The sequence below is a fragment of the Streptomyces sp. B1I3 genome, from assembly GCF_030816615.1.
GTDB lineage: Bacteria > Actinomycetota > Actinomycetes > Streptomycetales > Streptomycetaceae > Streptomyces.
Window position 1 is genome coordinate 820821 of sequence record NZ_JAUSYD010000001.1, and the last position, 25843, is coordinate 846663.

The 25843-nt window shown below is 71.5% G+C and carries 21 protein-coding genes; 12 read left to right on the top strand and 9 right to left on the bottom strand.

Going from position 1 to position 25843, the window contains the following annotated elements:
- Positions 1-45 precede the first annotated feature (45 nt).
- Together QFZ58_RS04170 and QFZ58_RS04175 are read left to right on the top strand one after the other, a co-directional pair.
- Positions 46-240: a DUF6381 family protein gene (locus QFZ58_RS04170; RefSeq protein WP_307123526.1), complete on the top strand. Its 195-nt coding sequence runs from the start codon at positions 46-48 to the stop codon at positions 238-240.
- Between the two features lie 191 nt (positions 241-431).
- Positions 432-839: a DUF2267 domain-containing protein gene (locus QFZ58_RS04175; RefSeq protein WP_307128763.1), complete on the top strand. Its 408-nt coding sequence runs from the start codon at positions 432-434 to the stop codon at positions 837-839.
- Positions 840-846: 7 nt separating this feature from the next.
- On the opposite strand, the gene QFZ58_RS04180 is transcribed toward QFZ58_RS04175, so the two are convergent.
- On the bottom strand, positions 847-1854 hold the full coding sequence (locus QFZ58_RS04180) for an MsnO8 family LLM class oxidoreductase (RefSeq protein WP_307123527.1): 1008 nt from the start codon (positions 1852-1854) through the stop codon (positions 847-849).
- 340 nt (positions 1855-2194) lie between these two features.
- Between QFZ58_RS04180 and QFZ58_RS04185 the strand changes: the two genes are divergently transcribed.
- Positions 2195-2752 (top strand): hemerythrin domain-containing protein, encoded by a 558-nt coding sequence (locus tag QFZ58_RS04185; protein WP_307123528.1) that lies wholly within the window; start codon positions 2195-2197, stop codon positions 2750-2752.
- 183 nt (positions 2753-2935) lie between these two features.
- Here QFZ58_RS04185 and QFZ58_RS04190 read toward each other — a convergent pair whose 3' ends face one another.
- The 4 genes from QFZ58_RS04190 to QFZ58_RS04205 all read right to left on the bottom strand — a co-directional run bounded on the left by QFZ58_RS04190 (position 2936) and on the right by QFZ58_RS04205 (position 8384).
- On the bottom strand, positions 2936-4987 hold the full coding sequence (locus QFZ58_RS04190) for a CocE/NonD family hydrolase (protein WP_307123529.1): 2052 nt from the start codon (positions 4985-4987) through the stop codon (positions 2936-2938).
- Positions 4988-5019: 32 nt separating this feature from the next.
- Positions 5020-6327, bottom strand: coding sequence for an acetyl-CoA carboxylase biotin carboxylase subunit family protein (locus tag QFZ58_RS04195; RefSeq protein WP_307123530.1), 1308 nt, complete (start codon positions 6325-6327; stop codon positions 5020-5022).
- An 85-nt stretch (positions 6328-6412) separates the two neighbouring features.
- Positions 6413-6661, bottom strand: coding sequence for a DUF5133 domain-containing protein (locus tag QFZ58_RS04200; protein WP_307123531.1), 249 nt, complete (start codon positions 6659-6661; stop codon positions 6413-6415).
- Between the two features lie 94 nt (positions 6662-6755).
- Positions 6756-8384, bottom strand: coding sequence for a family 20 glycosylhydrolase (locus QFZ58_RS04205; RefSeq protein WP_307123532.1), 1629 nt, complete (start codon positions 8382-8384; stop codon positions 6756-6758).
- 244 nt (positions 8385-8628) lie between these two features.
- Between QFZ58_RS04205 and QFZ58_RS04210 the strand changes: the two genes are divergently transcribed.
- Positions 8629-9927 (top strand): glycoside hydrolase family 1 protein, encoded by a 1299-nt coding sequence (locus QFZ58_RS04210; protein ID WP_307123533.1) that lies wholly within the window; start codon positions 8629-8631, stop codon positions 9925-9927.
- 10 nt (positions 9928-9937) lie between these two features.
- Positions 9938-10522 (top strand): TetR/AcrR family transcriptional regulator, encoded by a 585-nt coding sequence (locus tag QFZ58_RS04215; protein ID WP_307123534.1) that lies wholly within the window; start codon positions 9938-9940, stop codon positions 10520-10522.
- Between the two features lie 197 nt (positions 10523-10719).
- On the opposite strand, the gene QFZ58_RS04220 is transcribed toward QFZ58_RS04215, so the two are convergent.
- Together QFZ58_RS04220 and QFZ58_RS04225 are read right to left on the bottom strand one after the other, a co-directional pair.
- Positions 10720-11970: a serine hydrolase gene (locus QFZ58_RS04220; protein ID WP_307123535.1), complete on the bottom strand. Its 1251-nt coding sequence runs from the start codon at positions 11968-11970 to the stop codon at positions 10720-10722.
- A 1-nt stretch (position 11971) separates the two neighbouring features.
- Positions 11972-14284, bottom strand: a complete 2313-nt coding sequence (locus QFZ58_RS04225) for a glycoside hydrolase family 3 C-terminal domain-containing protein (protein ID WP_307123536.1) — start codon at positions 14282-14284, stop codon at positions 11972-11974.
- A 346-nt stretch (positions 14285-14630) separates the two neighbouring features.
- On the opposite strand from QFZ58_RS04225, the gene QFZ58_RS04230 reads away from it, so the two are divergent.
- Positions 14631-15548 carry an SGNH/GDSL hydrolase family protein gene (locus QFZ58_RS04230; protein ID WP_307123537.1) on the top strand — a complete coding sequence of 306 codons (918 nt, stop codon included), beginning with the start codon at positions 14631-14633 and terminating at the stop codon, positions 15546-15548.
- Here the strand turns inward: QFZ58_RS04230 and QFZ58_RS04235 are convergent.
- Positions 15538-16185: a TetR/AcrR family transcriptional regulator gene (locus QFZ58_RS04235; protein ID WP_307123538.1), complete on the bottom strand. Its 648-nt coding sequence runs from the start codon at positions 16183-16185 to the stop codon at positions 15538-15540. The two genes, QFZ58_RS04230 and QFZ58_RS04235, sit on opposite strands and share 11 nt — an antisense overlap.
- 261 nt (positions 16186-16446) lie before the next feature.
- On the opposite strand from QFZ58_RS04235, the gene QFZ58_RS04240 reads away from it, so the two are divergent.
- From QFZ58_RS04240 to QFZ58_RS04265, 6 genes are all read left to right on the top strand, one after another.
- Positions 16447-17976, top strand: coding sequence for an ABC transporter substrate-binding protein (locus tag QFZ58_RS04240; protein WP_307123539.1), 1530 nt, complete (start codon positions 16447-16449; stop codon positions 17974-17976).
- 73 nt (positions 17977-18049) lie between these two features.
- The gene (locus QFZ58_RS04245; RefSeq protein WP_307123540.1) at positions 18050-18991 is read left to right on the top strand and encodes an ABC transporter permease; all 942 of its coding nucleotides are present in this window, start codon (positions 18050-18052) and stop codon (positions 18989-18991) included.
- The gene (locus tag QFZ58_RS04250) at positions 18988-20823 is read left to right on the top strand and encodes a dipeptide/oligopeptide/nickel ABC transporter permease/ATP-binding protein (RefSeq protein ID WP_373428517.1); all 1836 of its coding nucleotides are present in this window, start codon (positions 18988-18990) and stop codon (positions 20821-20823) included. The genes QFZ58_RS04245 and QFZ58_RS04250 overlap by 4 nt, the downstream gene beginning before the upstream one ends.
- Entirely contained in the window at positions 20820-21683 is an 864-nt protein-coding gene (locus QFZ58_RS04255) for an ABC transporter ATP-binding protein (RefSeq protein WP_307123541.1), read from the top strand. The genes QFZ58_RS04250 and QFZ58_RS04255 overlap by 4 nt, the downstream gene beginning before the upstream one ends.
- A 277-nt stretch (positions 21684-21960) precedes the next feature.
- Positions 21961-23619, top strand: a complete 1659-nt coding sequence (locus QFZ58_RS04260) for a catalase (RefSeq protein ID WP_307123542.1) — start codon at positions 21961-21963, stop codon at positions 23617-23619.
- A 17-nt stretch (positions 23620-23636) separates the two neighbouring features.
- Positions 23637-24140 (top strand): metallophosphoesterase, encoded by a 504-nt coding sequence (locus tag QFZ58_RS04265; protein ID WP_307123543.1) that lies wholly within the window; start codon positions 23637-23639, stop codon positions 24138-24140.
- Positions 24141-24234: 94 nt separating this feature from the next.
- Here the strand turns inward: QFZ58_RS04265 and QFZ58_RS04270 are convergent, their stop codons facing one another.
- Entirely contained in the window at positions 24235-25725 is a 1491-nt protein-coding gene (locus QFZ58_RS04270) for a SulP family inorganic anion transporter (protein ID WP_307128765.1), read from the bottom strand.
- Positions 25726-25843 lie beyond the last annotated feature (118 nt).

The window sequence follows — 25843 nt, forward strand, 5'->3', positions numbered from 1 at the left end:
TGGTTCGGTGGAGGTGTCCTCTCCGCACGGCCCGAAGGAGTGATCATGAGCGACCCGGACGACGACCCCCACGGTGACGCCCAGCAGATGCGCGACAAGGCGAAGGACCTCGAGAACACGGCGGAACACACCGCCGACCCCGAGGAACGCCGGCGTCTGGAGGACCAGGCCCGTCGGCTCGAGGCGCAGAGCGAGCAGGCCAGCGGCATGGCGAGCGGTGACATCTACCCCTGGAGGTAGCCGCGCCCCTTCCCCGGAGCGGGCACGGCGGGGCAGGTGTCCCGTCGTGTGCGGTTGCCGTCCTGCGCCCGGAGTGTTATGACCGGAACTGAGGCGAATCCGTGGAGCACGCGGAGGGCGGGGTGCGGTCTCCCCTCCCCCACCCCGCCCTCCGCTCCGCTCCGCTCCGAGAAGGGGGCCCGGTGACGTACATGAGATGGCAGGCGTTTCTGGAGGCGGTCCAGGAACGGGGCGCGTATCCCTCGACCGTGGACGCGGAGCGCGCGTCCCGCGTGGTCCTGGCGCTGCTCGGGGCGCACGTGGTCGGCGAGGAGCGCAACGAACTGGCGGCCCGGCTGCCCGAGACCTTCGCCCTGATCCTCCTCAATCCGCTGCAGGCCGCGGAACCACTCACGCCCGAACGGTTCGTACGTGCGACGGCCGCCTGGATCGAGGGCGCGAGCGAGCGTACGGCGGCCTGGGACACCGGTGCCGTGCTGAGCGTGGTGGCCGAGGCCGCGGGCGAGGACCTGCTGGAGCGCCTCCTGCTGCAGCTCCCGCCGGGGTACGACCTGCTGTTCGGCCATCCGGGCGGCGACTCGGCGGGCGCTCCCCGGTGATCTGTACTCAGACGAGGTGCGCGATCCGTGCGAGCCGTTCCATGGAGTCCACCAGCGCCTCGCGGTCGTGGGTACTCGTCGTGACCAGCACCTCGTCCGCCCCGGTGTCCTCGAGGACCAGGCCCAGTCCTTCGGCGACCTCCTCCTCCGTACCGGCGAGGTGGCCGGCCAAGGCGTTGTCGAACAGCCCTCGTTCCTTCTGTGTCATCGTCAGCTCCTCGATCCGCTCGGCCGGTGCGAGCGGCGGGAAGGCGCCGTGGCTGCGCGCGTACGCCATGGACCATGCCTCGGGGAGCAGGAGCCGCCGGGCGTCCTGCGCCGTGGCGGCGACCGCGACCGTGCCCGCGACGATCACGTACGGTTCCCCGGCCCACGCGGACGGGCGGAACCCGTCGCGGTAGCGGTCGACGGCCCGCACCAGCTTCTCCCGGTCGCGCAGGTCGCCCACGACGAGCGGCAGACCGGCCTCCGCGGCGACGGCGGCCCCCTCCCCGGTCGCCAGGACGTAGGGCGGGATGGACAGCCCTTCGGCAGGCCGTGCGTGTACCTGCGGGTAGGCCCCCTGGCTGCCGTCCAGCCAGCCGAGGAGTTCCGCCAGCTGCCCGGCGAAGGCGTCGGCGTCCTCCCGGTCCCTGCCCAGCGCGCGGCGGATCCCGTCGGTGAAACCGACCGAACGCCCCACTCCCATGTCGATGCGGCCGGGGAAGAGGGAAGCGAGCACCCCGAACTGTTCGGCCACGACGAAGGGCCGGTGGTTGGGAAGCATCACCCCGCCGGTTCCCACCCGGATCGTGGAGGTCGCGGCCGCGACGGCGGCGGCCAGCACGGTCGGCGCGGACCCGGCGACTCCGGGCACGCTGTGGTGTTCGGACACCCAGAAGCGGTGGTACCCCAGTGCCTCGGCCGTGATCGCGAGCCGGACGGTGTCCCGCAGTGCCTGCGGGCCGTCGTGGCCCTCGCGCGTGCGGGAGCGGTCGAGGAAGGAGAAGCGGGTGGATGCGACGAGAGAGCTCACGCAGGATTCAACGTCTTGGGCCCGCTCCGATTCCCGGTCGTCCGGATGTCCGACGGGGGGTGCGCCCCCGGAGGCCGCGTGGGACCGGCGCCCACCAAGGCACGCCCATGGGCCGGTCGAGGAGGCCGTGCGCCGGCTGCTGTTCCCCTGACCGCCGGGCGTGTCCCTGGGCCGAGTGGACGCGGGCGGTCGCCCGTTCCGGAGACGAGCGGTCGGATGGGGGGCAGCACTGCCGTCCTGCGGAATGTGTGTATGCCGGTCGCCGGGGCGGATACCCGCCCCGGCGACCGGCAGGGCGGTCCGGCCACCCCCGACCGGGCCATCGAGAGAGGAAGCCAGCATGGGACACGGCGGAAACGTCATCAGCGAACTCACTGCGGACCACCGCGAGGTGGACTCCCTGTTCGCCCGGATCGAGGAGCAGCCGGCCGGCCACGAGCGGCGCCGCGAACTCGCGGACGAACTGACGGTGGAGCTGGTGCGGCACTCGGTCGCCGAGGAGCAGTACCTCTACCCCGCGGTCCGCCGGTACGTGGACGACGGGGACGACATGGCGGACAAGGAGCTCGAGGATCACGCCGCCGTCGAACGGCTGCTCAAGGACCTGGAAGGCCGCGACCCCGGCGACGCGACGTTCGACGCCCTGATCGAGAAACTGAAGCACGAGGTCACCGAGCACGTCCGGGACGAGGAGGACCGGCTCTTCCCCCTCCTCGCCGCGGCCTGCTCCCCCGAGGCGCTGAACGAACTGGGCGACAAGATCCGCAAGGCGAAGAAGACGGCACCGACCCGCCCCCACCCGTCCGCCCCTGACACGCCGCCCGCCGACAAGATCCTCGCCCCGGGTGCCGGCCTGGTGGACCGTGCCCGGGATCTGGTCACCGGCCGGAAGCACTGACGCGGCAGGCCCGGCTCGGGCCGCCGCGGTCGCGGCGGCCCGAGCCGGGCCACTCCCCCGACGCGAGCGGGGGCTCACCACGGCCGGTGCCACCGGCGGGGTGTCAGCCGTCCCGGCCCGGTGTGGCCGGGACGGCCTTACGTGCGGCCGGCAGCCCTTACCTGTGGCCGGGGGCCACCGGGCTCACAGAGCTTCGCGGGGAACCTTCTCGTTCCACGTGCGGGAGAACACCCGCCGGTCGCCCTCGTATCCGTCCAGGGTCGCCGACACGGTGAAATCCTCCTTGTCCGAGGTGAGGACGGTGCGGGTCTCGACGCGGACGTCCCAGCCCTCGCGCCGGAATTTCATGGTCCAGGCCGACTCACCGCTCACCGACCCGAAGTCGTCCGCCACGCAGGTGTAGCGCTCGCAGGCCCGCAGTCCGACCTCGATCCCGTTCTCCTCGTAGCGGTTGAGGCCGCGGTCCTTCACGATGTCCAGCGCCGAACGGTAGTGGATCAGGTCCCGCGAGACCTCCCAGCGCTCCTCGGATTCGGACAACCGTGTGACGGCCGGCGGCTCGCAGCCCTCGGGCTCGCCGAAGGGGCTCGGGGGCAGGTTGTCGGGTTCGTCCGCGGGACGGACCGGCAGATGGAGCGCGCAGCCCTCCTCGTACACGGTGAGCAGTACGGGCTCCGGCGCGGGCCAGGCCAGCGGCCAGTAGGAGGTGGAGAGCGACAGCCGGATGCGGTGGCCCGGCGGGAACGCCTGGGCGACGCCGTTGAGCTGGAGCGTCGCCCGGTAGCGCCGGCCCGGTTCCAGCCGCTCGGACGTCTCCTTGCCGTCCCTGCAGGTCAGGTTGAGCACCCCGTACGTCACGCGGGTGGCCCGCCCGTCCGGCGCGACGTCGGAGAGCCGGGCGGCCACCTGGGCGACCGGCCGGGAGCTCGACACCTCGAGCTCGACGCTGGGCGCACCGAGGATCTCCATCCGTTCGGTGAGCGGCGGGGTGTCGAAGACGAGCGACCCGCCGTCCTCCTCGCGCTGGTCGTAGGGCAGGTCGGGCGGCGCGTTGTAGGAGGCCCACTTGCCGGCGAACTGTCCTACGGACAAGGGGGACTGCACGGTGTGCACCCGGGCGGGCGGCATCTGTGCGGGCTCCTGTCCCGTGTGCGGGCCGGGAGGGAGGACCACCGTACGGTCGCGCAGCGGGTGGGCCACCTGCCTCACGTGAGGTGAGGGCCAGGCGGGCTCGCCGACCCAGCGGCCGGGCCGTTCCTCGTACGAGGTGGACGGCGGCACGCTCTCCTGCATCCAGGCGCTCAGCATCGGGCCGTCCATGATCCCGTTGTCCACGCCCTTGAGCCAGTGGTCCCACCACCGGACGACTTCCTGCAGATAGCCGATGGCCGGTCCCGGCTCACCGAGGTGCGGCAGCTTGTGAGACCAGGGCCCGATCAGCCCCTTGCGGGGCACGTCGACGTTGCCCAGCAGCCTGGTCACCGCGTTGGAGTACCCGTCGGCCCAGCCGCTGGAGGCGAGAACGGGGCAGCGCAGCGCCTGGTAGTCCTCGCAGAGGGAGGCGTGCTGCCAGTAGGCGTCGCGGTGCTGGTGGCGCAGCCACTCCAGGACCCACGGACGGGTGCCCTCCAGCCGCTCCTGCCACATGGGCCGCCAGCGGTCGCCGACCAGGGCCGGGTCGGGCGGGCAGGTGGCGTAGGCGAACATGGTCCCGGCCTCGGCCAGGTTGTCGGAGAGCATCGCGCCCCCCATGTAGTGCATGTCGTCGGCGTAGCGGTCGTCGGTGAAGGACGCGATGGCGATGGCCCGGAGCCCGGGCGGCTGCCGTGCCGCGACCTGCAGAGCGGCGAAAGCTCCCCATGAGATGCCCATCATCCCGGTGTTCCCGTCGCACCAGGGCTGGTCGGCGAGCCAGGCGAGGACCTCTTCCGCGTCGCGCTGTTCCTGCTCGAGGTACTCGTCCCGCAGCACGCCCTCGGACTCCCCCGTGCCCCGGATGTCGACGCGCACACACGCGTACCCGTGGCCGGCGATGTAGGGGTGGTGGATGGCGTCGCGGGCGGAGGTGAGGTCGTTCTTCCGGTACGGGATGTACTCCAGGACGGCGGGCACCGGGTCCTGGTCGGACGCGGTGGGACGCCAGATCCGGGCGGAGAGCCGGACCCCGTCGGACATGGGGATGGTGACGTGGTTCTCTTCCTTCGTCACGTACGGCAGTTGGTTCACGTAGCGCATACCGGTGTGGTGCTCCTTCCGGCCGATTGCGTTCAGGCCGACTTCCGGTCGCGTCCGCCCGGGGCGGTGTCGTCGAAGGTGAGGCCGAGGGCCGCCACGCACCGGTCGAACTTGCGGCGCAGGTCCTGTTCGTCGTCCCCGCCCGTGAAGATGTGGGCCACTTCGTAGCTGTAGCTGTCCTGGCCGGACAGGGAGGACAGCTTCTGCCCCTCCTCGGGCACGACGTCGATCCGGACCCCGGGTATCTCACGCTCGATCGCGGCGATCTCCTCCGGGCCGGGCACCTGGTGCACCGCGCCGTCGCCGAACCAGCGGTAGTACCACTTGGCCGCCATGCGGTAGTCGCCCCGGCCGCCCTTCACCCTGGGGTCCTGGCCGAGCGCGAGACTGATCATGCGGTGGTGGTTGGCGACTCCGTCGACGTACTCGAACAGTTCGGCGTGGGACTGGGAGTGCCGCGGGTTGATCTCCAGCAGCTTCACGTCCCCGGTGGACGGGTCGTAGAAGTACTCGATGCTGAAGGTCGCCTCGTCCATGCCGATCCGGCGCATGGTCCGCTTACTGGTTTCGTGGAGCCGCGCGACCACGGGCGGCGGCAGGGTACTGGGGTACTGATGGCGAAGGAAACAGGGCGAGTCGGGGTAGTTGATCGAGTCGAGGACCCCGTAGACGGTGACCTCGCCGTCGTGCACGTAGCCCTCGACGGCTACCTGGATGCCGTTCATGGCCTCTTCGGCCAGACAGACCTGCCCGCCGACGTCGGCCATCTCCGGGGGCAAGTCTAGGCGGTCGAGGATGGCGTCGAAGGGCCTGCCCACCCGTGCGATCCCGGCGCGGATCTCGTCCACCGCGGCCCGGAACTCCGTCATGTCCGATACACCGAAGGCCAGTTCGGAGGAGTAGGACAGGGCCGGCTTGAGCCACATCGGGAAGCGGACGCCCTCGGGCGGCTGCGGATCGTCGCTGTCGAGGTCCACCCGGCCGAAGCGCGGATAGTCGTCGATGACCTTCTGCTGCTCCAGCCGGCTCCAGTACTTGTGCTCACACTTGACGACCGACTCCAGGCTCGTGGTGCGTGTGCCGTACTCCTGTCCGAGGATCGGGACGAGGGTGCTGACCGGGAAGTCCCAGTAGCCGACGATCGCGTCGATGCTGCCGTCGTGGGCGTCGAGCACACTGCGCGCACGGTCCGCCAGGTCGGCGACCGACACCTCGCCCTCCTGCAGTTCCTCGATGCTCAGAAGAGGGTGGAACCGGTAGGACTCTGCTCCTGGCACGTTCTGCAGGGTCGGCAGGTTCGCCTCGTCGAGTCCGAGGACGAAAATGTTCTTCTTCTCCATGAAATGTGGGCCTTTCGGATCGGGGCCGTCATGCCCCCGCCGGGTGCCCGCGACTGCTGCTCGCGGCCACCCGGCCGTCGAGCTGTCAGGCGGTGAGCGTCACCGCACCGGGATCTGTCGTCTCTCCCGTCAGCACCCCACCCTTGAGTCCCTCGCCCGCGAGCGCCTCGTCGAGGTAGCGCTCGGCCACGGCCAGCGCGTCCTCGATGTTCCGGGTACCGGTGGAGACGCACAGCGTGTAGCTGATGTCCTCCAGTCCGCCGGCCGACTCGGAGCTCTCGCTGAGCGCCGCGTACCGTTCGACGAGTCCGCGGAGGATCGTGGGGTGAGGCATCAGCACGGTGGTTCCTTCCTTCGCATCGGGGTGTCATGCCTCCGGATGCCCGGCTTTCGCACGGCCATGCGTGCGACATCGGGCCCCGCTCCGCTCAGAGCCAGGCGATCTCCGTGGACGCCAGGTAGGCGAGCCCCCGCTCCTCCCAGAACCGCCCGTGGTGGGCGAGACGGGTGCGGTGGTCCTCCCATTCCGCCGCCCGGCCCGTCCACGCGATGTCCGCGACGGAGGCCAGGCGGGGCAGCAGCAGGGTGGTCATGTCGTCGAACCCCTCGACCGACTCGCCGAAGACGGTGGCCTCGATCCCGGCGATCCGGGCGTCGGGGATCGCGTGGGACGACGGATTCCATGCCGCGGTGTGCCGGATGTCACGCGGGCGGTAGGAGCCGAATCCCAGGCGGGCCGCGTCCTCGGCACGGCCGGACGGGACGACGCCGGGTGCGTAGGGGCGGTCCAGGTAGAGGTGGGACTGCGGGGAGAGGAGGAGGCGTCCGCCGCCGTCGAGCACCCGGGTCACGTCATGACCTGTGGGGGCGAAGAACGCCTTGAGGGCCCTGATGAACTCCATGGTGTGGCCGAGGGCCAGGAGTTCGGGCCTCGCGTCGAGCTCGTCCTGGGTGTCGGGCAGGTCCATCATCGGTACGTCCACCCAGAACTGGGCGATGTCGTCCGGGGTGATTCCGGCGCGGGCGGACTCCTGCCACCCCAGCGGACGCTTCCCCGCCTCCCTCACCAGCGAGCGCAGTTCACGGACGGCGAGGGCGAAACTGTCCGCCGTCATACCCAGCGCCTCGTCCCCGCCGATGTGCACGAAGGGTGCGTCGGTCAGCCGGCAGACGTCGGCGAGGATCGCGGCGACCACCTCCCGCGTCACCGGGTCGGCGAGGTCGAGCGGCGGGACGAACGGGAAGCGGCCGGCGAGCCCGGGCGGTACGGGGGCCGCGGGCAGTTCCGGCAGCGCCTCGCGCAGGGCGGCGCAGTGCCCGGGGAGATCGACCTCGGGGATGACGGTCACGAAGCGCTCGGCGGCGTACCGCTGCAGCGCACGGTAGTCCTCGACGGTGTAGTGGGCCCGTGGCGTGCCGTCCTGTGCCGGTGACGTCAGTCCGGGCAGGGAGGGCACCTCGATGCGCCAGCCCTCGTTGTCCGTCAGGTGCAGGTGCAGCACGTTGAGTTTGTACAGCGCTGCCAGGTCCACGACCCGGCGGAGCTCTTCCGGAGTGAGATGACCGCGGGCCGGGTCGACCATGAGCCCGCGCCAGGCGTAGTGCGGGGCGTCGGTCAGCTGCCCGCAGGGGATCCGGGCGCCGGATGCGGTGAGCAGTTGCACGGCCGTCGTCGCGGCCCGGAACACTCCCTCGGGCGTGGCGGCACGGCAGCTCATGCCCTGCCGGTCCACCGTGAGGCGGTACGACTCGTCCACCGGCACGGCCCCGCCGCGCGGGCAGACCCCGGCCGGGGTGCGGTGAGGGCCGGGCGAGGTGTCGTCGAGAGCGAGCGTGAGGGTGGCGACGGCCGGGTCCGGGGCGTCACCTGGGTTGCCACCGGGACCGGGCGTTACCAGCCGGGCGCCCAGGTGCGGTCGCAACAGCTCGCCCACGGTCCGGGCTACGCCGGTCAGTCCGCTGTCGGCGGCGTGGATGCGCCAGTGCCCGGATACTGCGAGGTCGCCACCGGCCGTGACGGTGCCCGCGCTCGCGGGACGCGGAATGACGGCGTTCATGGTCTCCTCCACCGAGCTGGATCCGTGGCCCCGGCTCCCCGCCCGGGTGCCCACCGGGGCGCCGGCACCCGGCACCCGGGCCGGCGCCGCCCGCCGGGCCCTGGGGGGGGCGTCGAACTGTCGCCTCTTCCTGCGGAGCCGGGTTCACCTGTACGCTAACACGAAAACCGATCAATGAACGCTTTTCACGGAGCGAGCGGTCCGCGGTTCGCCGGCCCCACTCCGCGTCGGAAGGAGCTCCCGCATGACGCCCTCGACCGGGCCCGGTCTCGCACTGCCTGAAGGCTTCCTCATGGGAGCCTCCACCTCCGCCCATCAGATCGAGGGGAACAACGTCTCCAGCGACTGGTGGGCCATCGAGAACCGGCCGGGCACCTTCGTCGCCGAGCGGAGCGGGGACGCGGCCGACAGCTTCCACCGCTGGCCCGAGGACATGGACCTGTTGAGCGGACTCGGTTTCAACGCCTACCGCTTCGGGATCGAATGGGCCCGCATCGAACCGGAGCGCGGAAGGGTCTCGCGTGCGGCTGTCGAGCACTACCGGGCCATGGTGCTCGGGGCCCTGGAACGCGGTCTGACCCCGGTGGTGACGTTGCATCACTTCACCTCGCCCCGGTGGTTCAGCGAACTCGGCGGCTGGACGTCACCCGAGTCGGCCGAGCTGTTCGCGCGGTATGCGTCCACCGCCCTGGAGGTGCTCGGAGCCGGCGTCCGGCACGTGGCGACCATCAACGAGCCGAACATGATCGCGCTGATGCACAGCATCGTCCGCCGGACGGCCCGGCAGACGGCGGACGCCTCGGACGGACCGAAGGCCGGCCCGGAGCACACGGGCGCTGCCGCTCTCGACCCGGCGACGGCGGAGCCGGACGCGGAGGTCGGCCAGGCGCTGATCCGGGCCCACCGGGCAGCCTTCGCCGTCCTGAAGGCGGGCGACCCGGAACTGCAGGTCGGCTGGACGGTCGCCAACCAGGTCCACCAGGCCGAGCCGGGTGCGGAGGAGGTCGCCGCCGCATACGCCTGGCCGCGCGAGGACGTCTTCCTGGAGGCCGCCCGGGAGGACGACTGGATCGGCGTACAGGCGTACACCCGGCACCGGATCGGCCGTGAGGGGCCGATTCCCGTGCCGCGGGGCGCCGCCACGACGCTGACCGGCTGGGAGATCTACCCGGAGGCGCTCGGCGAGGCGGTGCGGCACACGGCCGAGGTGGTCGGGCCGCACGTCCCCGTACTGGTCACCGAGAACGGCATCGCCACCGCCGACGACGAGCAGCGCATCGGCTACGTCACCGCCGCGCTGGCAGGCCTCGCCGCCGCCATGCGGGACGGCATCGACGTGCGCGGCTACCTGCACTGGAGCGCACTGGACAACTACGAGTGGGGCTCCTACCGGCCCACCTTCGGGCTGATCGCGGTCGATCCCGACACCTTCGCGCGTACGCCCAAGCCCTCGGCCCGCTGGCTGGGCGCCATGGCCAGGGCCGGACGCATCCCCGACGGGACGCCGACGGCCGTGACGGGCGACGCCCGGTGCGCGGGTTAGGCTGCCGGGCATGGCGAAACGGGGCCCGTACGAAAAGGGCGAGGCGAAGCGTGCCGAGATTCTGCACGCGGCACTGCAGATCTTCGCGGCCGAGGGATACCGGGGCACGTCGCTGCGCAAGGTGGCGGCGAAGTGCGATCTCAGCCTGCCCGGCCTGATGCACTACTTCGACTCCAAGGAGGACCTGCTCACCCAGGTCCTGCGTGTGCGCGACGAGACCGCCCGGGCACGGCAGGTGGAGCGCACGAGTCCGGAGAGCTACCGGGAGATCATCCGGGAGAGCACCCGGACCCCGGGGCTGGTGGAGCTCTTCGTCTCCATGGCCGCGGCGGCCAGCGACCCGGGGCACCCTGCGCACCAGCATTTCGCGGAGCGCTATCCGGAGCTGCGTGAGCGTGTCGCCGCCTTCCTGCAGCAGCGTATGGACGAAGGACGGATGACCACGGTCGTGCCGGCGGACCGGCTGGCGGTCCTGCTGCTGGCGGTGGCCGACGGCATCCAGTTGCAGTGGCTGATCGACCGGTCGATGGACATGGAGCAGCCGATCGAGGACATCATGCGGCTGCTCGACACCCGTGCGGGCTCAGAGGGTTGAGGAAGCCGGCGGCCTTCCGCCCGTGACGGTCCGGAGGCACGGCGGCAGGACCTGTCCCGTCCTGCCGCTGTGCTGCGCCTCCCCGCCGGTGTGCGTGACGGCTGCCGGCCACCGCGAGAACGCCCATACGGCGTACGGTCGTTGCGGTCGCTGCGTGGACGGTCACCGGCGTGCGGCCCCCGTGGCCCGCCCGGTCCTCAGTCCCGGGCGGGAAGACCTGCCGCCTCCCTGACCGCCGCGGTCCACCCGGCCCAGCGTGGGTCGGGCCCCGCTGCGGGGTTCCAGGTCATCGCGGTACAGACGTAGCCGACCGCGATCCCGCTCTCCGGATGCGCCATGCCGAGGCGGCCACCGGCACCCGCGTGTCCGAACGACCCCTCCCCCAGCAGGGGCAGACCCGGGCGGGGCAGTTCGAAGCCGAGTCCGAAGCGGGACCGGTGCGGGCCGCCGATCCGGTCGAGCGGTGCGGGTGGCATCAGGTGGTCTGTCTGCGGGGTGCGCGCGCGGTCGACCGTGCGCGGGGACAGCAGCCGCACGCCGTCGACCTGCCCGACGAGCGCCGCGTACAGCCGGGACAGCGAGCGGGCGTCGCCGATCGCGCCCGCTGCCGGGAACTCGACCGCCCTGCCCTCACGGGTCCCGAACGCGTCGGTGCACGCCGCCAGTTCGGCGGCCGACGCCCGGAGCGCGAGGGCGAGCCGGCCGTCCGGCACGAGACCGAGACCACCGACGAACGCCGCGACCTGGTGCGGCGTGGGCGGGGGCAGGACCGAGAACTGGGGTACGAACCGGTGTTCCTCGGCCTGCGGCAGCCCGATCCAGAGCCCGAGTCCCAGGGGCCCGGCCACCTCGTGGGCGAACAGCTGCCCCACGCTCCTCCCCGAGACCCGGCGGATGACTTCCCCGGCGAGATGGCCGTACGTGAGGGCGTGATAGAGCACCGCCGAACCCGGTTCCCACACGGGGGGCATCGCGGCGAGCGTGCGCACACGCGCTCCGTGGTCGAGCAGTTCGGGCAGCCCGACGCCCTCGGCACCGTCGCCGAACGCCGGGAGCCCCGCGCGGTGGGTGAGCAGGTCACTCACCGTGGTGCGGGCCTTGCCCGCCGCCGCGAACTCGGGCCAGTACCGGGCCACGGGGGCGTCGAGATCGAGGGCTCCGCGTTCGCTCAGCAGGTGCGCGCAGACGGCGACCAGCCCCTTCGACACCGACATCAACACGGTCACCGCGTCAGGGCCGAACGGCCGCCCGCCTGCCGTCCCGGTGCCGGCGGACCACAGGTCCACCACCAGCCGGCCCCGGTGGTGAACAGCCAGTTGGGAAGCTCCGGGATCGTCGGCACGGCCTCGCGCGAAGGCGTCCCGTACGGCCTCCCAGCCGGGCCGCACGCTCCCCTCCACCCGTGCGGCCCCGGGCTGCGGCACCGCTTCGGCCCCCGGTGGCCTCATCTCATTCCCCCTGCCCGCTCGGATCGGGGAGGGATGCGGCGACCAGGTCGGCAAGCTCCCCCAGCGCGTCGGGCCGTACGGGACTCTGCGGGAACGCGGCGATCACCTCGAGGGGCATCCCGACGAGGAACCGCCGTACCGCCGGGTCATCCATGGCGCCCGGTCCGGCGCCCTCGGGCCTGGCCCGGCGGAACCGTTCCATCAGGAGCGGGCCGCCGACCGGGTGCCGCAGCCACTCGGCGAGCGTGCTGCGCCCGTCCAGCGCGACGCGCGAAGGGTCTCCCTGGACGGTCAGCTCGGACGACTGCCTGATGTCACGCGAGGACGAACCCGCCTCGATCCGGTACACGCCACCCTCGACGCGGCGGGCGCCTTCCCGTTCGCTGTAGTACGCGAGATCGTCCCGCGTCAGTTCCACCACGACCTCGCGGCTCTCGCCGGGCGCGAGGGAGACCGATGCGAAGCCGCGGAGCTCGCGGGGCGGCCGGGTGACCTCCGACTCGGCCGGACCACTGGAGTACACCTGTACGACCTCGCGTCCGGCGCGCGATCCCGTGTTGGTGACGGTCACCGTCACGTCGAGCACGGCACCGTCCGCCCGCTGTTCGACCCGCAGCGCGGAGTGGGCGAACGTGGTGTACGAGAGCCCATGGCCGAACGGGAAGGCCACCTCGCAGTCGCGCGCGTCGTATCCGCGATAGCCGACGAAGACGCCTTCGCCGTACCGTACCCGCCCCTCCTCGCCGGGGAAGGAGAGGTGGCTCGGCGCGTCCTGGAGCCGCAGCGGAAGTGTCTCGGCCAGCTTCCCCGACGGGTTGACCACCCCGAAAAGGATCCGGGCGAGAGCGCCGCCTCCGGCCTGCCCGAGCAGCCAGCCCTCGATCAGGGTGGGCACGGCCTCGTGCCAAGGGGCGGTTCGCACCACCCCGCCGTTGGAGAGGACGACGACGACCCGGGGGTTCGCCGCCACGACCCGCTCGAGCAGGCGGAGCTGAGCGGCCGGGAGGTCGATGTGCGCCCGGTCGAAGCCCTCGGACTCCTCCTCTGCGGGCAGGCCCAGGAACAGCACGGCGACGTCGCTCGACGAGGCCAGCCGTACGGCCTCCTCCACGAGGTCGTCCTCCGTCCGGTCCTGCGGCGGTAGGGCACCGGGGAGCGCGTATCCGGCGGCGAAGCCGATGCGTGCCCCGTCGGCGAGTTCGCGCAGGCGGTCCAGCGGCGTGTCCAGGCGGGTGGGGGTGACCTGGGAGCTGCCCGCGCCCTGGTAGCGGGGGGTGCGGGCCAGTTCTCCGAGGACGGCCACGCTTCCGGAGGTGGGGTCGAGCGGCAGCAGACCGCCGTCGTTCTTGAGGAGCACGGGGCACCGGTCGGCGGCTTCGCCGGCGAGTCGGTGGTGCTCGTCGGCGTCGGCTTCACCCCCCGTGGCGCCGTTCACGCGCCGGGCGAAGCGGACGAGCCGTTCCACGGCGAGGTCGAGCACGGACTCGTCGAGGTCGCCGCGGGTGACCGCGTCCTCGATCTCGCGGTCCGTGCGCCCCCCGGTGCCGGGCATCTGGAGATCGAGTCCGGCCCGCAGGGCCGCGACCCGGTTCCGGACGGCTCCCCAGTCGGACATGACGATGCCGTCGAACCCCCACTCGGTACGCAGGATGTCGGTGAGCAGCCTGGTGTTCTCGGAAAGGGTGACGCCGTTGACCGCGTTGTAGGAGGACATCACGGACCAGGGGCGGTCGCGGCGGACGATGCGTTCGAAGGCCCGCAGATAGATCTCGCGCAGGGGACGTTCGTCGATGTCCGCGCTGACGCGCATCCGGTCGGTCTCCTGGTTGTTGGCGGCGAAGTGCTTGAGGGCCGCGCCGACGCCCGCCTCCTGGAGTCCGCGCACCATCGCACCGCCCAGCTCCGCGGAGAGGAGTGGGTCCTCGGAGAAGTACTCGAAGTTGCGCCCGCACAGCGGTGACCGCTTGATGTTGATGCCCGGCCCCAGCACCACGCGTACGCCGTGGGCACGCGCCTCGGCGGCGAGTGCGCCCGCGACACGGTGAGCCAGTTCCGGGTCCCAGCTGCTGCCGAGGGCGACGGCCGGCGGGAAGCAGGTGGCGGGTGTGGCGCTGCGCAGATCGACCTGGCCGCCGTCGCCGGTCTCCTTCGGCAGCCGCAGGCCGTGCGGGCCGTCGGACATGGTGACGGCGGGAACGTCCGCGGAGTCCACGGCGGAGGTGACGAAGTCACCGGCGCCACTGGTCAGCGCCGCCTTCTCGGTGAGGGTGAGCCGGGGTGCGACCGGTGCGTCGGGGTGCCTCTGCTGTGTCATACGCGTACCTATCGGAGTCTCGTGCGGAGAGTGAGGGGCGTGCGGCGGGGCGCCCGCCGGTCGTCACCGGTGTGCCGGCGACGGGACGTCAGGCGCGGACGAGCTCGCCGACGGCGGCGCGATCCAAAACCGTACGTTGATCGGTTTTTACTGTCAAGAGCGCACACAGACCCCGTACCCACCGGTAAGAAGCGGGCGGCGCCCGTCGATTCACCTGCGCGCAATCCCTTGACGGCTAGAAACCGATCAACGTACGGTTTTCGCGCTCGAGCAGCGCCGCTCCGGGACCCGCTTCACCGTCCCGCGCCGCGCCTCCTTTCCGCTCACCGAGGAATGAGGAACGGTCATGCCCCCATCCAGCAAGCCGTCCACGCCGGACCGCACCACCTCCGTCCCGGTCCGCCGGGCGGTACGCGCCGCGGCCGCCCTGGCGGCCGTCGCCGCCGTGACGGCCGGAGCCACCGACGCCTCCGCGGCGCCCACGCCGGAGCCGCGTGCCGACGCGGTGCGGTATGTGGCGCTCGGCGACTCCTTCAGCTCGGGCCTCGGCATCCCCGAGCAGACCGACGCGGTCTGCGGACGCTCCTCCCGCAGTTACCCGGCCCTGGTGGCGGGCACGGTGGGGGCGGCCTCGTTCACCGACGCGACCTGCGCGGGAGCCGCGACGGCCAACATGACGGGCAGTCAGGAGACAGTTCCGCCACAGCTCGACGCGCTGCGCGCGGACACCACGCTGGTCAGCCTCGGCGTCGGCGGCAACGACCTCGACCTCGTCGGCACCATCACCCGCTGCGTCGTCCTCGGATATCTGGTACCGCACGGCTCCCCCTGCAAAGCGAGCTTCACCCTGTTCGGCACGGACGAGATCGGCTCCCGCATCAACACGACGGCACCCAAGATCGACGCCGTACTGCGGGAGATCCGCACCCGGTCGCCCAAGGCGCGGGTCGTCGTCATGGGTTATCCGGCGCTCTTCCCGGACGACGGCACGGCGTGCCGGGAGACCGTGGCCCTCGCCGACGGCGACTTCCCCTGGATGCGGGACAAGGAGAAGCAGCTCAACACGATGCTTGCCCAGCAGGCAACCGCCCGCGGCGCCACCTACGTCGACGTCTACGGGCCGTCGGTCGGGCACGACGTCTGCGCGCCGGCGGGGGTGCGCTGGATCGAACCCGAGGAGACCGCCGAAGCGGCGGGGTTCCACCCCAACGCGGCAGGGCACCGGAGCATGGCCGATGCGGTCCTCGCGTCGCTCACCCGCTGACCGGCCCGGGGGCGCCACCGGTTCCGAGTCCCAGCCGGGACAGGAAGTCGCGCACCAGGTCCTCCATCGCGACGGCTTCCGGCTCGAGCAGCCACTGTGTCTGCAGACCGTCCATCAGTGCGAGCAACTGCCGTGCGACGACTTCGGGATCGGCCGCGACCGGCGACCGTACCTCGGCCTGGAGGGCGCGTACGAGCACCGTCAGCTCCTCCCGGAGGATGCGGTAGCGCTCCTTGAAGTAGTGATGCCCCGGGTGGGCCGGGTCGGTCGCCTCGGCGGACAGCTTCGTATAGAGGGACACGAGGCCGGGAGTCCGCCCGTTGCGGGCGATCAGTCCCACGACCCTCTCCAGCCGTTCGGCGGGGCCCGCCTCCGGGGTGCCGGGCGAGACGATGCCGGGGAAGGTTTCCTGCGCGTCCGTCCGGTCGCGCCGGCCGAGGACCTCGATGAGCAGCGACTCCTTGCCCGGGAAGTGGTGCAGCAGCCCGGCGTGGGTCAGCCCGGCGTGCGCGGCGATGTCGCGCAGCGAGACGGCGTTGAAGCCGGAGCGGGAGAACAGCTCGGTCGCGGAGTCGAGGATGCGGGCGCGTGTGCGCTCGCCCTTCGACGGGCGCGGCTCCTCGTGTCGTTCGCTCAACTCGGCGGCCTCCTGCCGTCGGCGGGTCACCTCCCGCCGTACGGCGGGTTACCGGCGCCCCGATGGGGGTGGTGAGGCAGCACGCTACGGCCACCCGCCGGCGCGCGTCGTCCCGGGCCGGGCCGCGGGCCCCCGCCCGGCCTCCCTTACCGGTCGGTAGATCGCGTACAGAAAAACCTACCAAGTGGTTAATTCCGCGGGTAGGCTCACCGCCAATCTCGGCCGGGACGACGCTCCCGGCCCTCAGACGGAGCAGATGTCATGAGTAGATCCACTCGTACCGGGGCGGTGGCCGCCTGTCTGGCGGCCTCCCTCGTCCTCGCGGGCTGCGCCGGTTCCGGCACCGCGGACTCCGGCTCCTCGCGCCTGAACATCGCGACCCTGACGTTCCCCCAGAGCCTCGATCCCGCGCAGGCGGTCGGCAGCGCCCTGCCGTTCTTCCAGGCCTCGTACGACACACTGATCAAGCGGGAGCCGGACGGCACGTTCACTCCCATGCTCGCCACCGCCTGGACGTACGACGCCGGCCGGACCGCACTCGCCCTCACCCTGCGCAAGGACGTGAAGTTCGCCGACGGCACCGCCTTCGACGCGGCCGCGGTGAAGGCGAACATGGAGCGCTTCGGGAAGGGCGGCGGCGCGGACGCGAAGTGGCTCGCGGACCTGAAGTCGGTGAAGGTGGTCGACTCCGCACACGTGACACTCGAACTGAAACAGCCCAACCCTGCCATGCTGTTCTACCTGAGCGACGCGGCCGGGCTGATGGCGAACCCGGCGGCGTTCGCGAAGGCCGACAGCCTCAAGACGAGCCCCGACGGCACCGGCCCCTACCGGCTGGACAAGGCGAGCACGACCATCGGCACCAAGTGGGTCTACGAGCGCAACCCGGACTACTGGGGTGAGCCGCTGCCGTACGAGGACCTCTCGATCAGCTTCTTCGACAACGAGACGGCGATCGTCAACGGGCTCAAGACCGGGCAGGTCGACGCGGCCCTCCTCCAGACCGCGGACCAGCAGATCAGCATCGAGTCCGACCCCCGGATGAAGACCACGAAGCAGGAGTTCGACTTCCAGGGACTGCTCTTGTTCGACCGCGCCGGACAGCTCACCCCCGCCCTGAAGGACGCGCGGGTCCGCCGGGCACTGAACCTCGCGATCGACCGGAAGACCATGCTCACCACCATCCGCCAGAGCCGCGGCCAGGTCACCGACCAGGTCTTCGGCCCCGACACCCAGGGCTACGACAAGGCACTGGACACGTACTACGCGCACGACCCGGCCGCGGCGAAGGCCCTTCTCGGGGAGGCCGGCTACGCCAAGGGCTTCACGCTGAAGCTCCCGCGCATCAGCGCGATCGTCAACGACGCCCTCGCCGCGTCGCTCGCGGCCGACTTCAAGGCCGTCGGGGTCACGCTGGTCTGGGACGACCTCGACGGCGGTTCGGCCGTCCAGAAGGTGTTCACCGACCGGGCCTACTCCGGCATGGTCATGAACATGGGCCAGTCGTCGAACGACTGGGTGGTGGTCGACGAGCTGGTCACGCCGGGCGCCTTCAACATGTTCGGCACCACCGACGCCACCGTGCGGGAGCTGATCCCGGCCATCCAGACGGGTGAGGGCGCGCAGGCCGGGGCGGCCGCCCACGCACTCAACGAACACCTGGTGAAGGAGGGCTGGTTCGTGCCCTTCTACCGGATGACGTACCTGCACGTCTCGGACGGCACGGTGGAGATCACCCCGCAGTCGGGTATGGCCGTCCCCTCGCTGTACAACTACGCCCCCGCCAAGTGAGGCCTCGACGGGCCGGGTCCGTGCACCGCGACGCGGCCCGGCTCCGTCGGCCGGTTCACGGATACCGAGTGCCATGCTGAACTTCATCGCCCGCAGGACCGCGTCGGGGGTCCTCCTCCTGGCCGTCATCTCCTTCCTCTCCTATGTGCTGCTGTCCGTCCCGGACGTGGACGTCGGCCGGCAACTCCTCGGCCAGGGCGCCGACCAGGCCGCCGTGCACGCCAAGAACGCCTCCCTCGGCCTGGACCGGCCGGTCCTCGCCCAGTACACGGACTGGCTGTCCCACGCCGTACGCGGCGACCTCGGCACCTCCTGGTTCACCAGCGAGGACGTGGGCGCCGCGGTCGCCGGGAGGCTGCCGGTCACCGCGAGCCTGATGCTCGGCGTCACTCTCGTCACCACCGCGCTGTCCTTCCTCCTCGGCGTCTGGGCGGGGGTGCGGCGCGGCGCCGTGGACCGCTTCGTGCAGGTCCTGGGAGTCGTCGGCTACGCGCTCCCCGGTTTCCTGGTGACCCTGGTCATCGTGCTGGTCTTCGCGGTCCGCCTGCGGTGGTTCCCGGCCATCGGGTACACCGCCTTCACCGAGTCGCCGAGCGGCTGGCTGTCCACCATCACCCTGCCGGTCCTGTCGCTGTCGGTGGCGTCCGTGGCCGGCGTCTCCCAGCAGGTACGCGGCGCGGTGATCGACGTGCTGCGGCAGGACTACATCCGCACGCTGCGGGCCCGGGGGCTGCCCATGTCACGGATCGTGTTCCGGCACGTCCTGCGCAACGCCTCGGCGCCCGCCCTCTCCGTCCTCGGCATGCAGTTCGTGGGCCTGCTCGGCGGGGCCGTCCTGGTCGAGCAGATCTTCGGGCTCCCCGGAATCGGCAGCATGACCGTCTCCTACACCGCCCGCGGCGACATCCCCGTGATCATGGCGCTCGTCATGCTCACCGTGGTCGGTGTCGTCCTGATCAATCTCCTGGTCGACGTCATGATCGGCTGGCTCAACCCGAAGGCGAGGGTCGCGTGAGCGAGAACCTCCCGGCCGGCGCGCCGGCCCCGCTGCGCGCGCCGCGCCCCGGCCCGCCGGCCGGCCCGGCCGGTGGCACGGGCACCACGGCCACCCGGCGTGGCGGTGTCCTGCGGCGGCTCGTGCGCAATCCGCTCGGAGCGTGCTCCGCCGCCGTACTGGTCCTCCTGGTCCTCGCGGTGGCGCTGGCTCCCCTCCTCGCGCCGCAGGCCCCCGACGCCTCGTCACTCGGTGACGCCTTCGCCGCTCCGGACGGGGCCCACCCGATGGGCATGGACTCCGCGGGACGGGACATCCTCTCCCGCATCCTGTACGGCGGGCGCAACACCCTCGGCGGCGCACTGATCGCCCTCGGCATCGCGCTGGTCCTCGGCGTCCCCACGGGCCTGTACGCGGGCTACTACGGGGGCCGGTTCGACTCCGTCGCCAACTGGGCGGTCAATCTCGTCATGGCGCTGCCCGCGATGGTCGTGCTCCTGGCCTCGCGCGCCATCCTCGGCCCCGACGTCCGGGTCCTGATGGTCGTGCTGGGCGTCCTGGCCTCGCCCAGCTTCTTCCGGCTCGTGCGCGGCATCGTCGCCAACGTCCGCGGGGAACTGTACGTCGACGCGGCGAAGGTCTCCGGGCTCTCCGACACCCGCATCGTCGCCCGGCACATCCTCGTCGTGGTCCGCGGGCCCGTCGTCATCCAGGTGGCGCTCGTCGCCGGGATCGCCATCGGCCTCCAGGCGGGCCTGGAGTTCCTCGGCGTCGGCAGCGGGTCGGCGGCGACCTGGGGTGCGATGCTCAACGAAGCCTTCCAGAACATCCAGCGGGCACCACTGCTCATGCTGTGGCCCGGGCTCGCCCTGGGGCTGACCAACGGCGCCCTGGTCCTGCTCGCGGGCGCACTGCGAGACGGCCTCGAAGACCGCGGCGGCCCGGCCGGCCCGCCCCGTCCGTCCCGTCGACGGCGCACCGGGGCGGTCCCGGCCACCGCCCACTCCCCCGGCGACCCGGCCGCACTCCTCTCGGTGCGCGGCCTCACCGTCGCCTACGCCCGGCCGGACGGCTCGGACAAGCAGGTCGTCCACGGGGTGGACCTCGACGTACAGGCCGGGGAGATCGTCGGGCTCGTCGGCGAGTCCGGCTCGGGCAAGACCCAGACAGCCTTCGCCGTACTCGGCATCCTGCCGGGCGGCGGACGGGTCAGCGGCGGCAGCATCACCATCAGGGGCCGGGAAGTGGTCGGCCTGCCCGAACGTGCTCACCGCGCGCTGCGAGGGCGGACCGTGGCCTACGTACCGCAGGAACCCATGAGCAATCTGGATCCCTCCTTCACGATCGGCAGCCAGCTCATGGAGCCCTTGCGCCACGGTGGTCTCTCGCGCCGGGAGGCGGCCCGGCGCGCCGTGGATCTGCTGCGGCTGGTGGAGATCCCGGAACCGGAACGGACGATGCGGCGCTTTCCCCACGAGATCTCGGGCGGCATGGCCCAACGCGTCCTGATCGCCGGGGCGATGTCGTGCGATCCGGAGCTCCTCATCGCCGACGAGCCGACCACCGCACTCGATGTCGTCGTCCAGGCCGAGATCCTGGACCTGTTGCGCCGGCTGCAGAAGGAGCGCGGGCTCGGCGTACTCCTGGTCACCCATGATCTCGGAGTCGTCGCCGACCTCTGCGACCGCGTCGCCGTGATGGACACCGGCCGGATCGTGGAGTCGGGACCCGCCGAGCAGGTCCTGAGCTCTCCCGCGGATCCCTACACCACAGCCCTGCTCGACGCGGGTCTGGACGGGGCTTCGCCCCGGGCCCCGTGGCAGCCCCGAGAGGCGAGGAGCACGACCGCATGAGCGGCACCATCGAAACCATCGCCCCCGACGGCGCCCTGCTCAGCGTCCGGGACCTGTGCGTCTCCTTCCCCGGCAAGGGCCGTGCCCCGCGGACCGAGGTGCTGAAGGGTGTGGCGCTCGACATCCGCCCGGGCGAGACGCTCGGCCTGGTCGGCGAGTCGGGCTCCGGCAAGACCACCATCGGCCGCGCCGTACTGGGGCTGACCCCCGTCGGTTCGGGCACCATCACCTTCGACGGTGAGCGCATCGAGCGGGCCGGCCGGGCCCGCCGCCGTGCGTTGAGCCGGGACATCCAGGTGATCTTCCAGGATCCGTACACCTCGCTGAACCCGTCGCTCACCGTCGGCGACACCCTCGCCGAACCGCTGCTCGGCCACGGCATCGGCCGGAGCGAGGCGCGTGCCCGGGTCGCGGATCTGCTCGACCGCGTCCGCCTCCCCGCCGACGCGGCGTCACGGCTGCCGCGCGAGTTCTCCGGCGGTCAGCGCCAACGCGTCGCCATCGCCCGCGCGCTGGCCCTGCGTCCCCGGCTGATCATCTGCGACGAGCCCGTCTCGGCACTCGATCCGACCACCCGGCGGACCGTGCTGGATCTGCTGCTGGAGATCCAGGAGGAGACGGGGGTCGCCTACCTCTTCGTCACGCACGACCTCTCGGTCGTCCGGTTCATGAGCCACCGGGTGGCGGTGATCCGCCGGGGCGGCATCGTCGAATGCGGTGACACCGCCACGGTCACGGCCGAACCCCGCCATCCGTACACCCGAGCGCTGATGCTCTCCGCGCCCGTGGCGGACGTCCACGAGCAGCGCCGCCGCAGGGAGACGGCACGGAACCCGCAGGAGCGCGCGGCCGGGTCGTGACCGCGCGGCGGCCCGTCCTCCATTCGACCCGCTGCGGTGGTGGGGCCCCGGCGGTGGCGGGAGCATGAGGCCTGGAGACCGTCTACGGGAAGGCCGCCTGCGGCCCCGCCGGGGGCCCGGGCAGCCAGCCTTCTCGCGTTCCGGAGTCCCGACTCCCCCGGCGGAGCGGCCCGGCACCCCGGAGTCCGGGACGGTCCCCACCGCATCACGAGCGGACTCAGGGGTACGAGGCAGACCTCAGCCGCGAACCCGGGACAGCGAGAAGGAGCAGTTGGCTGTGACAGACGTAGCGAGCCAAGGACCCGACCACGAGGACGACCGTCCGGTACTGACGAACCGGCAAGGTCACTCCGTCTACGACAACCAGAACCAGCGCACCGTGGGGGCGCGGGGGCCGGCCACCCTGGAGAACTACCAGTTCCTGGAGAAGATCAGCCACTTCGACCGGGAGCGCATCCCCGAGCGCGTCGTCCACGCGCGGGGCGTGACGACGTACGGCTACTTCGAGGCGTACGGCAAGTGGGGCGACGAGCCCATCTCGCGCTACACGCGTGCCAAGCTGTTCCAGGAAGCGGGCAAGCGCACCGACGTGGCGGTCCGGTTCTCCACCGTGATCGGCGGCCGTGACTCCTCCGAGGCGGCCAGGGACCCGCGCGGTTTCGCCGTGAAGTTCTACACCGAGGACGGCAACTGGGACCTCGTGGGCAACAACCTGGGCGTCTTCTTCATCCGGGACGCGATCAAGTTCCCCGACGTCATCCACGCGCTCAAGCCCGACCCGGTCTCGCACGAGCAGAAGCCGGCCAGGATCTTCGACTTCATGTCGCAGACCCCCGAGAGCATGCACATGCTCGTGAATCTCTTCAGCCCGCGCGGCATCCCCGCCGACTACCGACACATGCAGGGCTTCGGCGTCAACACGTACAAGTGGGTGAACGCCGAGGGCGAGTCCGTGCTGGTGAAGTACCACTGGCTCCCCAAGCAGGGCGTGCGCAGCATGACCGCCGAGGACGCGGCGAACGTCCAGGCCCAGGAACTGGGCCACGCGACCAAGGACCTGTACGAGGCCATCGGGCGCGGGGACCACCCCGAGTGGGAGCTGGTCGTCCAGATGATGTCCGACGGGGACCACCCCGAGCTGGACTTCGACCCGCTGGACGACACGAAGACCTGGCCGGAGCAGGACTTCCCGCCGAAGCCGGTGGGCCGGATGGTGCTGAACCGGGTTCCGGACAACTACTTCGCGGAGAACGAGCAGGTTTCCTTCGGCACCGGCGTGCTGGTCGACGGACTGGACTTCTCCGACGACAAGATGCTGGTCGGGCGGACCTTCTCCTACAGCGACACCCAGCGCTACCGGGTCGGCCCGAACTATCTGCAACTCCCCGTCAACCGGGCCAAGAACGCGCACGTGGCCACCAATCAGCGCGACGGGCTGATGGCGTACGACAACGGTCACCACGGTGCGAACCCGGAGGTGAACTACGAGCCGTCGATCACGGGCGGGCTCCGCGAGGGGGAGTACCCGACGCACGACGAGCAGGGCCCCGAGATCCGCGGCCGGCTCACGCGTAAACGCATCCCCCTGACGAACGACTACCTGCAGGCGGGCCAGCGGTACCTGCTCCTGGAGGACTGGGAGCGGGACGATCTGGTGACGAACTTCGTCACCATGCTCTCCCAGTGCGACCGGCCGGTGCAGGAGCGGATGGTCTGGCACTTCCTCCTCGTCGAGAACGAGCTGGGGCTGCGGGTCGGCGAAGGGCTGGGCATCACCCCCCAGGACGTCTCGGGGCTGCAGCCCCTGGCGAGCCAGGACCTGTCGGACGACGACCGCAAGCGCCTCGCCAACCTCGGCAAGAACCCGCCGCGTGACGTCGAGGGACTGACGATGACGCACTGCGTGCCCGACGAGCGGCACGTCGTCAGCCGCTGAGCCCACGGGAGGTGGCTGTGCGCCTGTTGCTGACGTCGGACACTCACGTGCCCAAGCGGGCCAGGGAACTTCCCGTGCCTCTCCTGGCGGAGATGGACGCGGCCGATGTCGTCATCCACGCGGGCGACTGGGTGGACGAGGCGACCCTGGACCTGTTCGAGAGCCGCGCGCGGCGCCTCGTCGGTGTGTCCGGCAACAACGACGGGCCGGAACTGCGAGCCCGGCTGGACGAGGTGGCGTACGTGGAGTGCGGAGGACTCCGCTTCGGTGTCGTGCACGAGACGGGCGCGTCGCAGGGCCGGGAGCGACGCTGTGCGGACCGCTTCCCCGATCTCGACGTGCTGGTGTTCGGCCACAGCCACATCCCGTGGGACTCGGTCGCCCCCGGCGGACTGCGGCTCCTCAACCCGGGCTCACCGACCGACAGGCGGCGACAGCCGCACTGCACCTACATGACCGTGGGGGTGGGGGGCGGGCGGCTCGTCGACGTACGGCTGCACCGCCTCCCGCCTCGCACCTGACGGCCGGGGACGGCATGCGGGACGGGCCGGTGGATCACTCCGCCGGCCCGTCCCGTCCGTGTGGGGGGCGCAGCCCCCTTCCCGCCCGCCGGGGTCAGTGGCCGCCGGTGAGTTCTCCGCTGAGTGTGCCGTGGATACGGGCGCTGGGGCCGTTGAGGCCGGTGATCTCGACGGTCTTGCCGCGTTGCGCGTACTTGCTCCCGATCGCGTCCAGGGCGGCCACGGACGAGGCGTCCCAGACGTGGGCGCGGGACAGGTCGATGACGATCCTGTCCGGGTCGCCCGCGTAGTCGAACCGGCCGACGAGGTCGTTGGAGGAGGCGAAGAACAGTTCGCCTGTGACGCGGTACACGACGGTCGTGGCGTCGGGGTCGACGACGGAGGTGACGTCGGCGAGGTGCGCGACGCGCTTGGCGAAGATGATCATCGCGGTGACCGAACCGGCGACGACACCGATGGCGAGATTGTGCGTGGCGACGACGCAGGCGACGGTGACCACCATGACGGTGGTCTCTCCCGTCGGCATCCGCCTCAGCGTCCTGGGAGCGATGGAGTGCCAGTCGAAGGTCGCGAACGACACCATGACCATGACGGCCACCAGCGCGGCCATGGGGATGTCGGAGACGACGGGCCCGAAGGCGATGCACAGCACCATCAGGAAGGAACCGGCGAGGAAGGTCGACAGACGCGTCCGCGCACCGGAGACCTTCACGTTGATCATCGTCTGGCCGATCATGGCGCAGCCGCCCATGCCGCCGAAGAAGCCGGTGACGATGTTGGCGATGCCCTGGCCTATGGACTCGCGGGTCTTGTCGGAGTGGGTGTCGGTGATGTCGTCGACCAGCTTCGCCGTCATCAGCGACTCCATCAGGCCGACCAGCGCCATGGCGAAGGCGTACGGCGCGACGGTCGTCAGCGTGTCGAGGGTGTAAGGGACGTCGGGCAGGCCCGGTACGGGCAGGGAGGAGGGGAGCTCACCCTTGTCCCCCACGGTGGGTACCGCGATCCCGGCCGCGACGGTGATGACGGTGAGGACGACGATGGAGACGAGCGGCGCCGGCACCACCTTGGTCATCTTCGGGAAGAGCACCATCAGCACGAGGCCGGCGACGATCAGCGGGTAGACGGGCCACGGCACGTCCCGCATCTCGGGGACCTGTGCCATGAAGATGAGAACGGCGAGCGCGTTGACGAAGCCGACCATCACCGAGCGGGGGATGAACCTCATCAGCTTCGCGACCCCGAGCGCGCCGAGCACGACCTGGAAGACACCGGCCAGGATGACCGCGGCGATCAGGTGGCCGAGGCCGTGCTCCCGGTTCAGCGGCGCGATCACGAGGGCGACGGCACCTGTGGCCGCGGAGATCATCCCCCGGCGGCCGCCCACCACCGAGATCACCACGGCCATGGTGAAGGAGGCGAACAGGCCGATCGCGGGGTCGACCCCGGCGATGATCGAGAACGAGATCGCCTCGGGGATCAGCGCCAGCGCGACGACCAGGCCGCCCAGCACCTCGGTGCGCCACACCTTCGGATCCCTCACCCAGTCGGGGCGCAGGCCGCGCAGACGCGCGACGGGGGACATCACGGAAGAAGTCAAGGAAGCGGGTACCTGTCGTACTCGGGCGACGCTCCCCGGACGGCCTGCGGGCCGGGCGTGCGGGAACGGAGCGGGCGGAACGGAGCGGGCCTCGTGGGCGCGG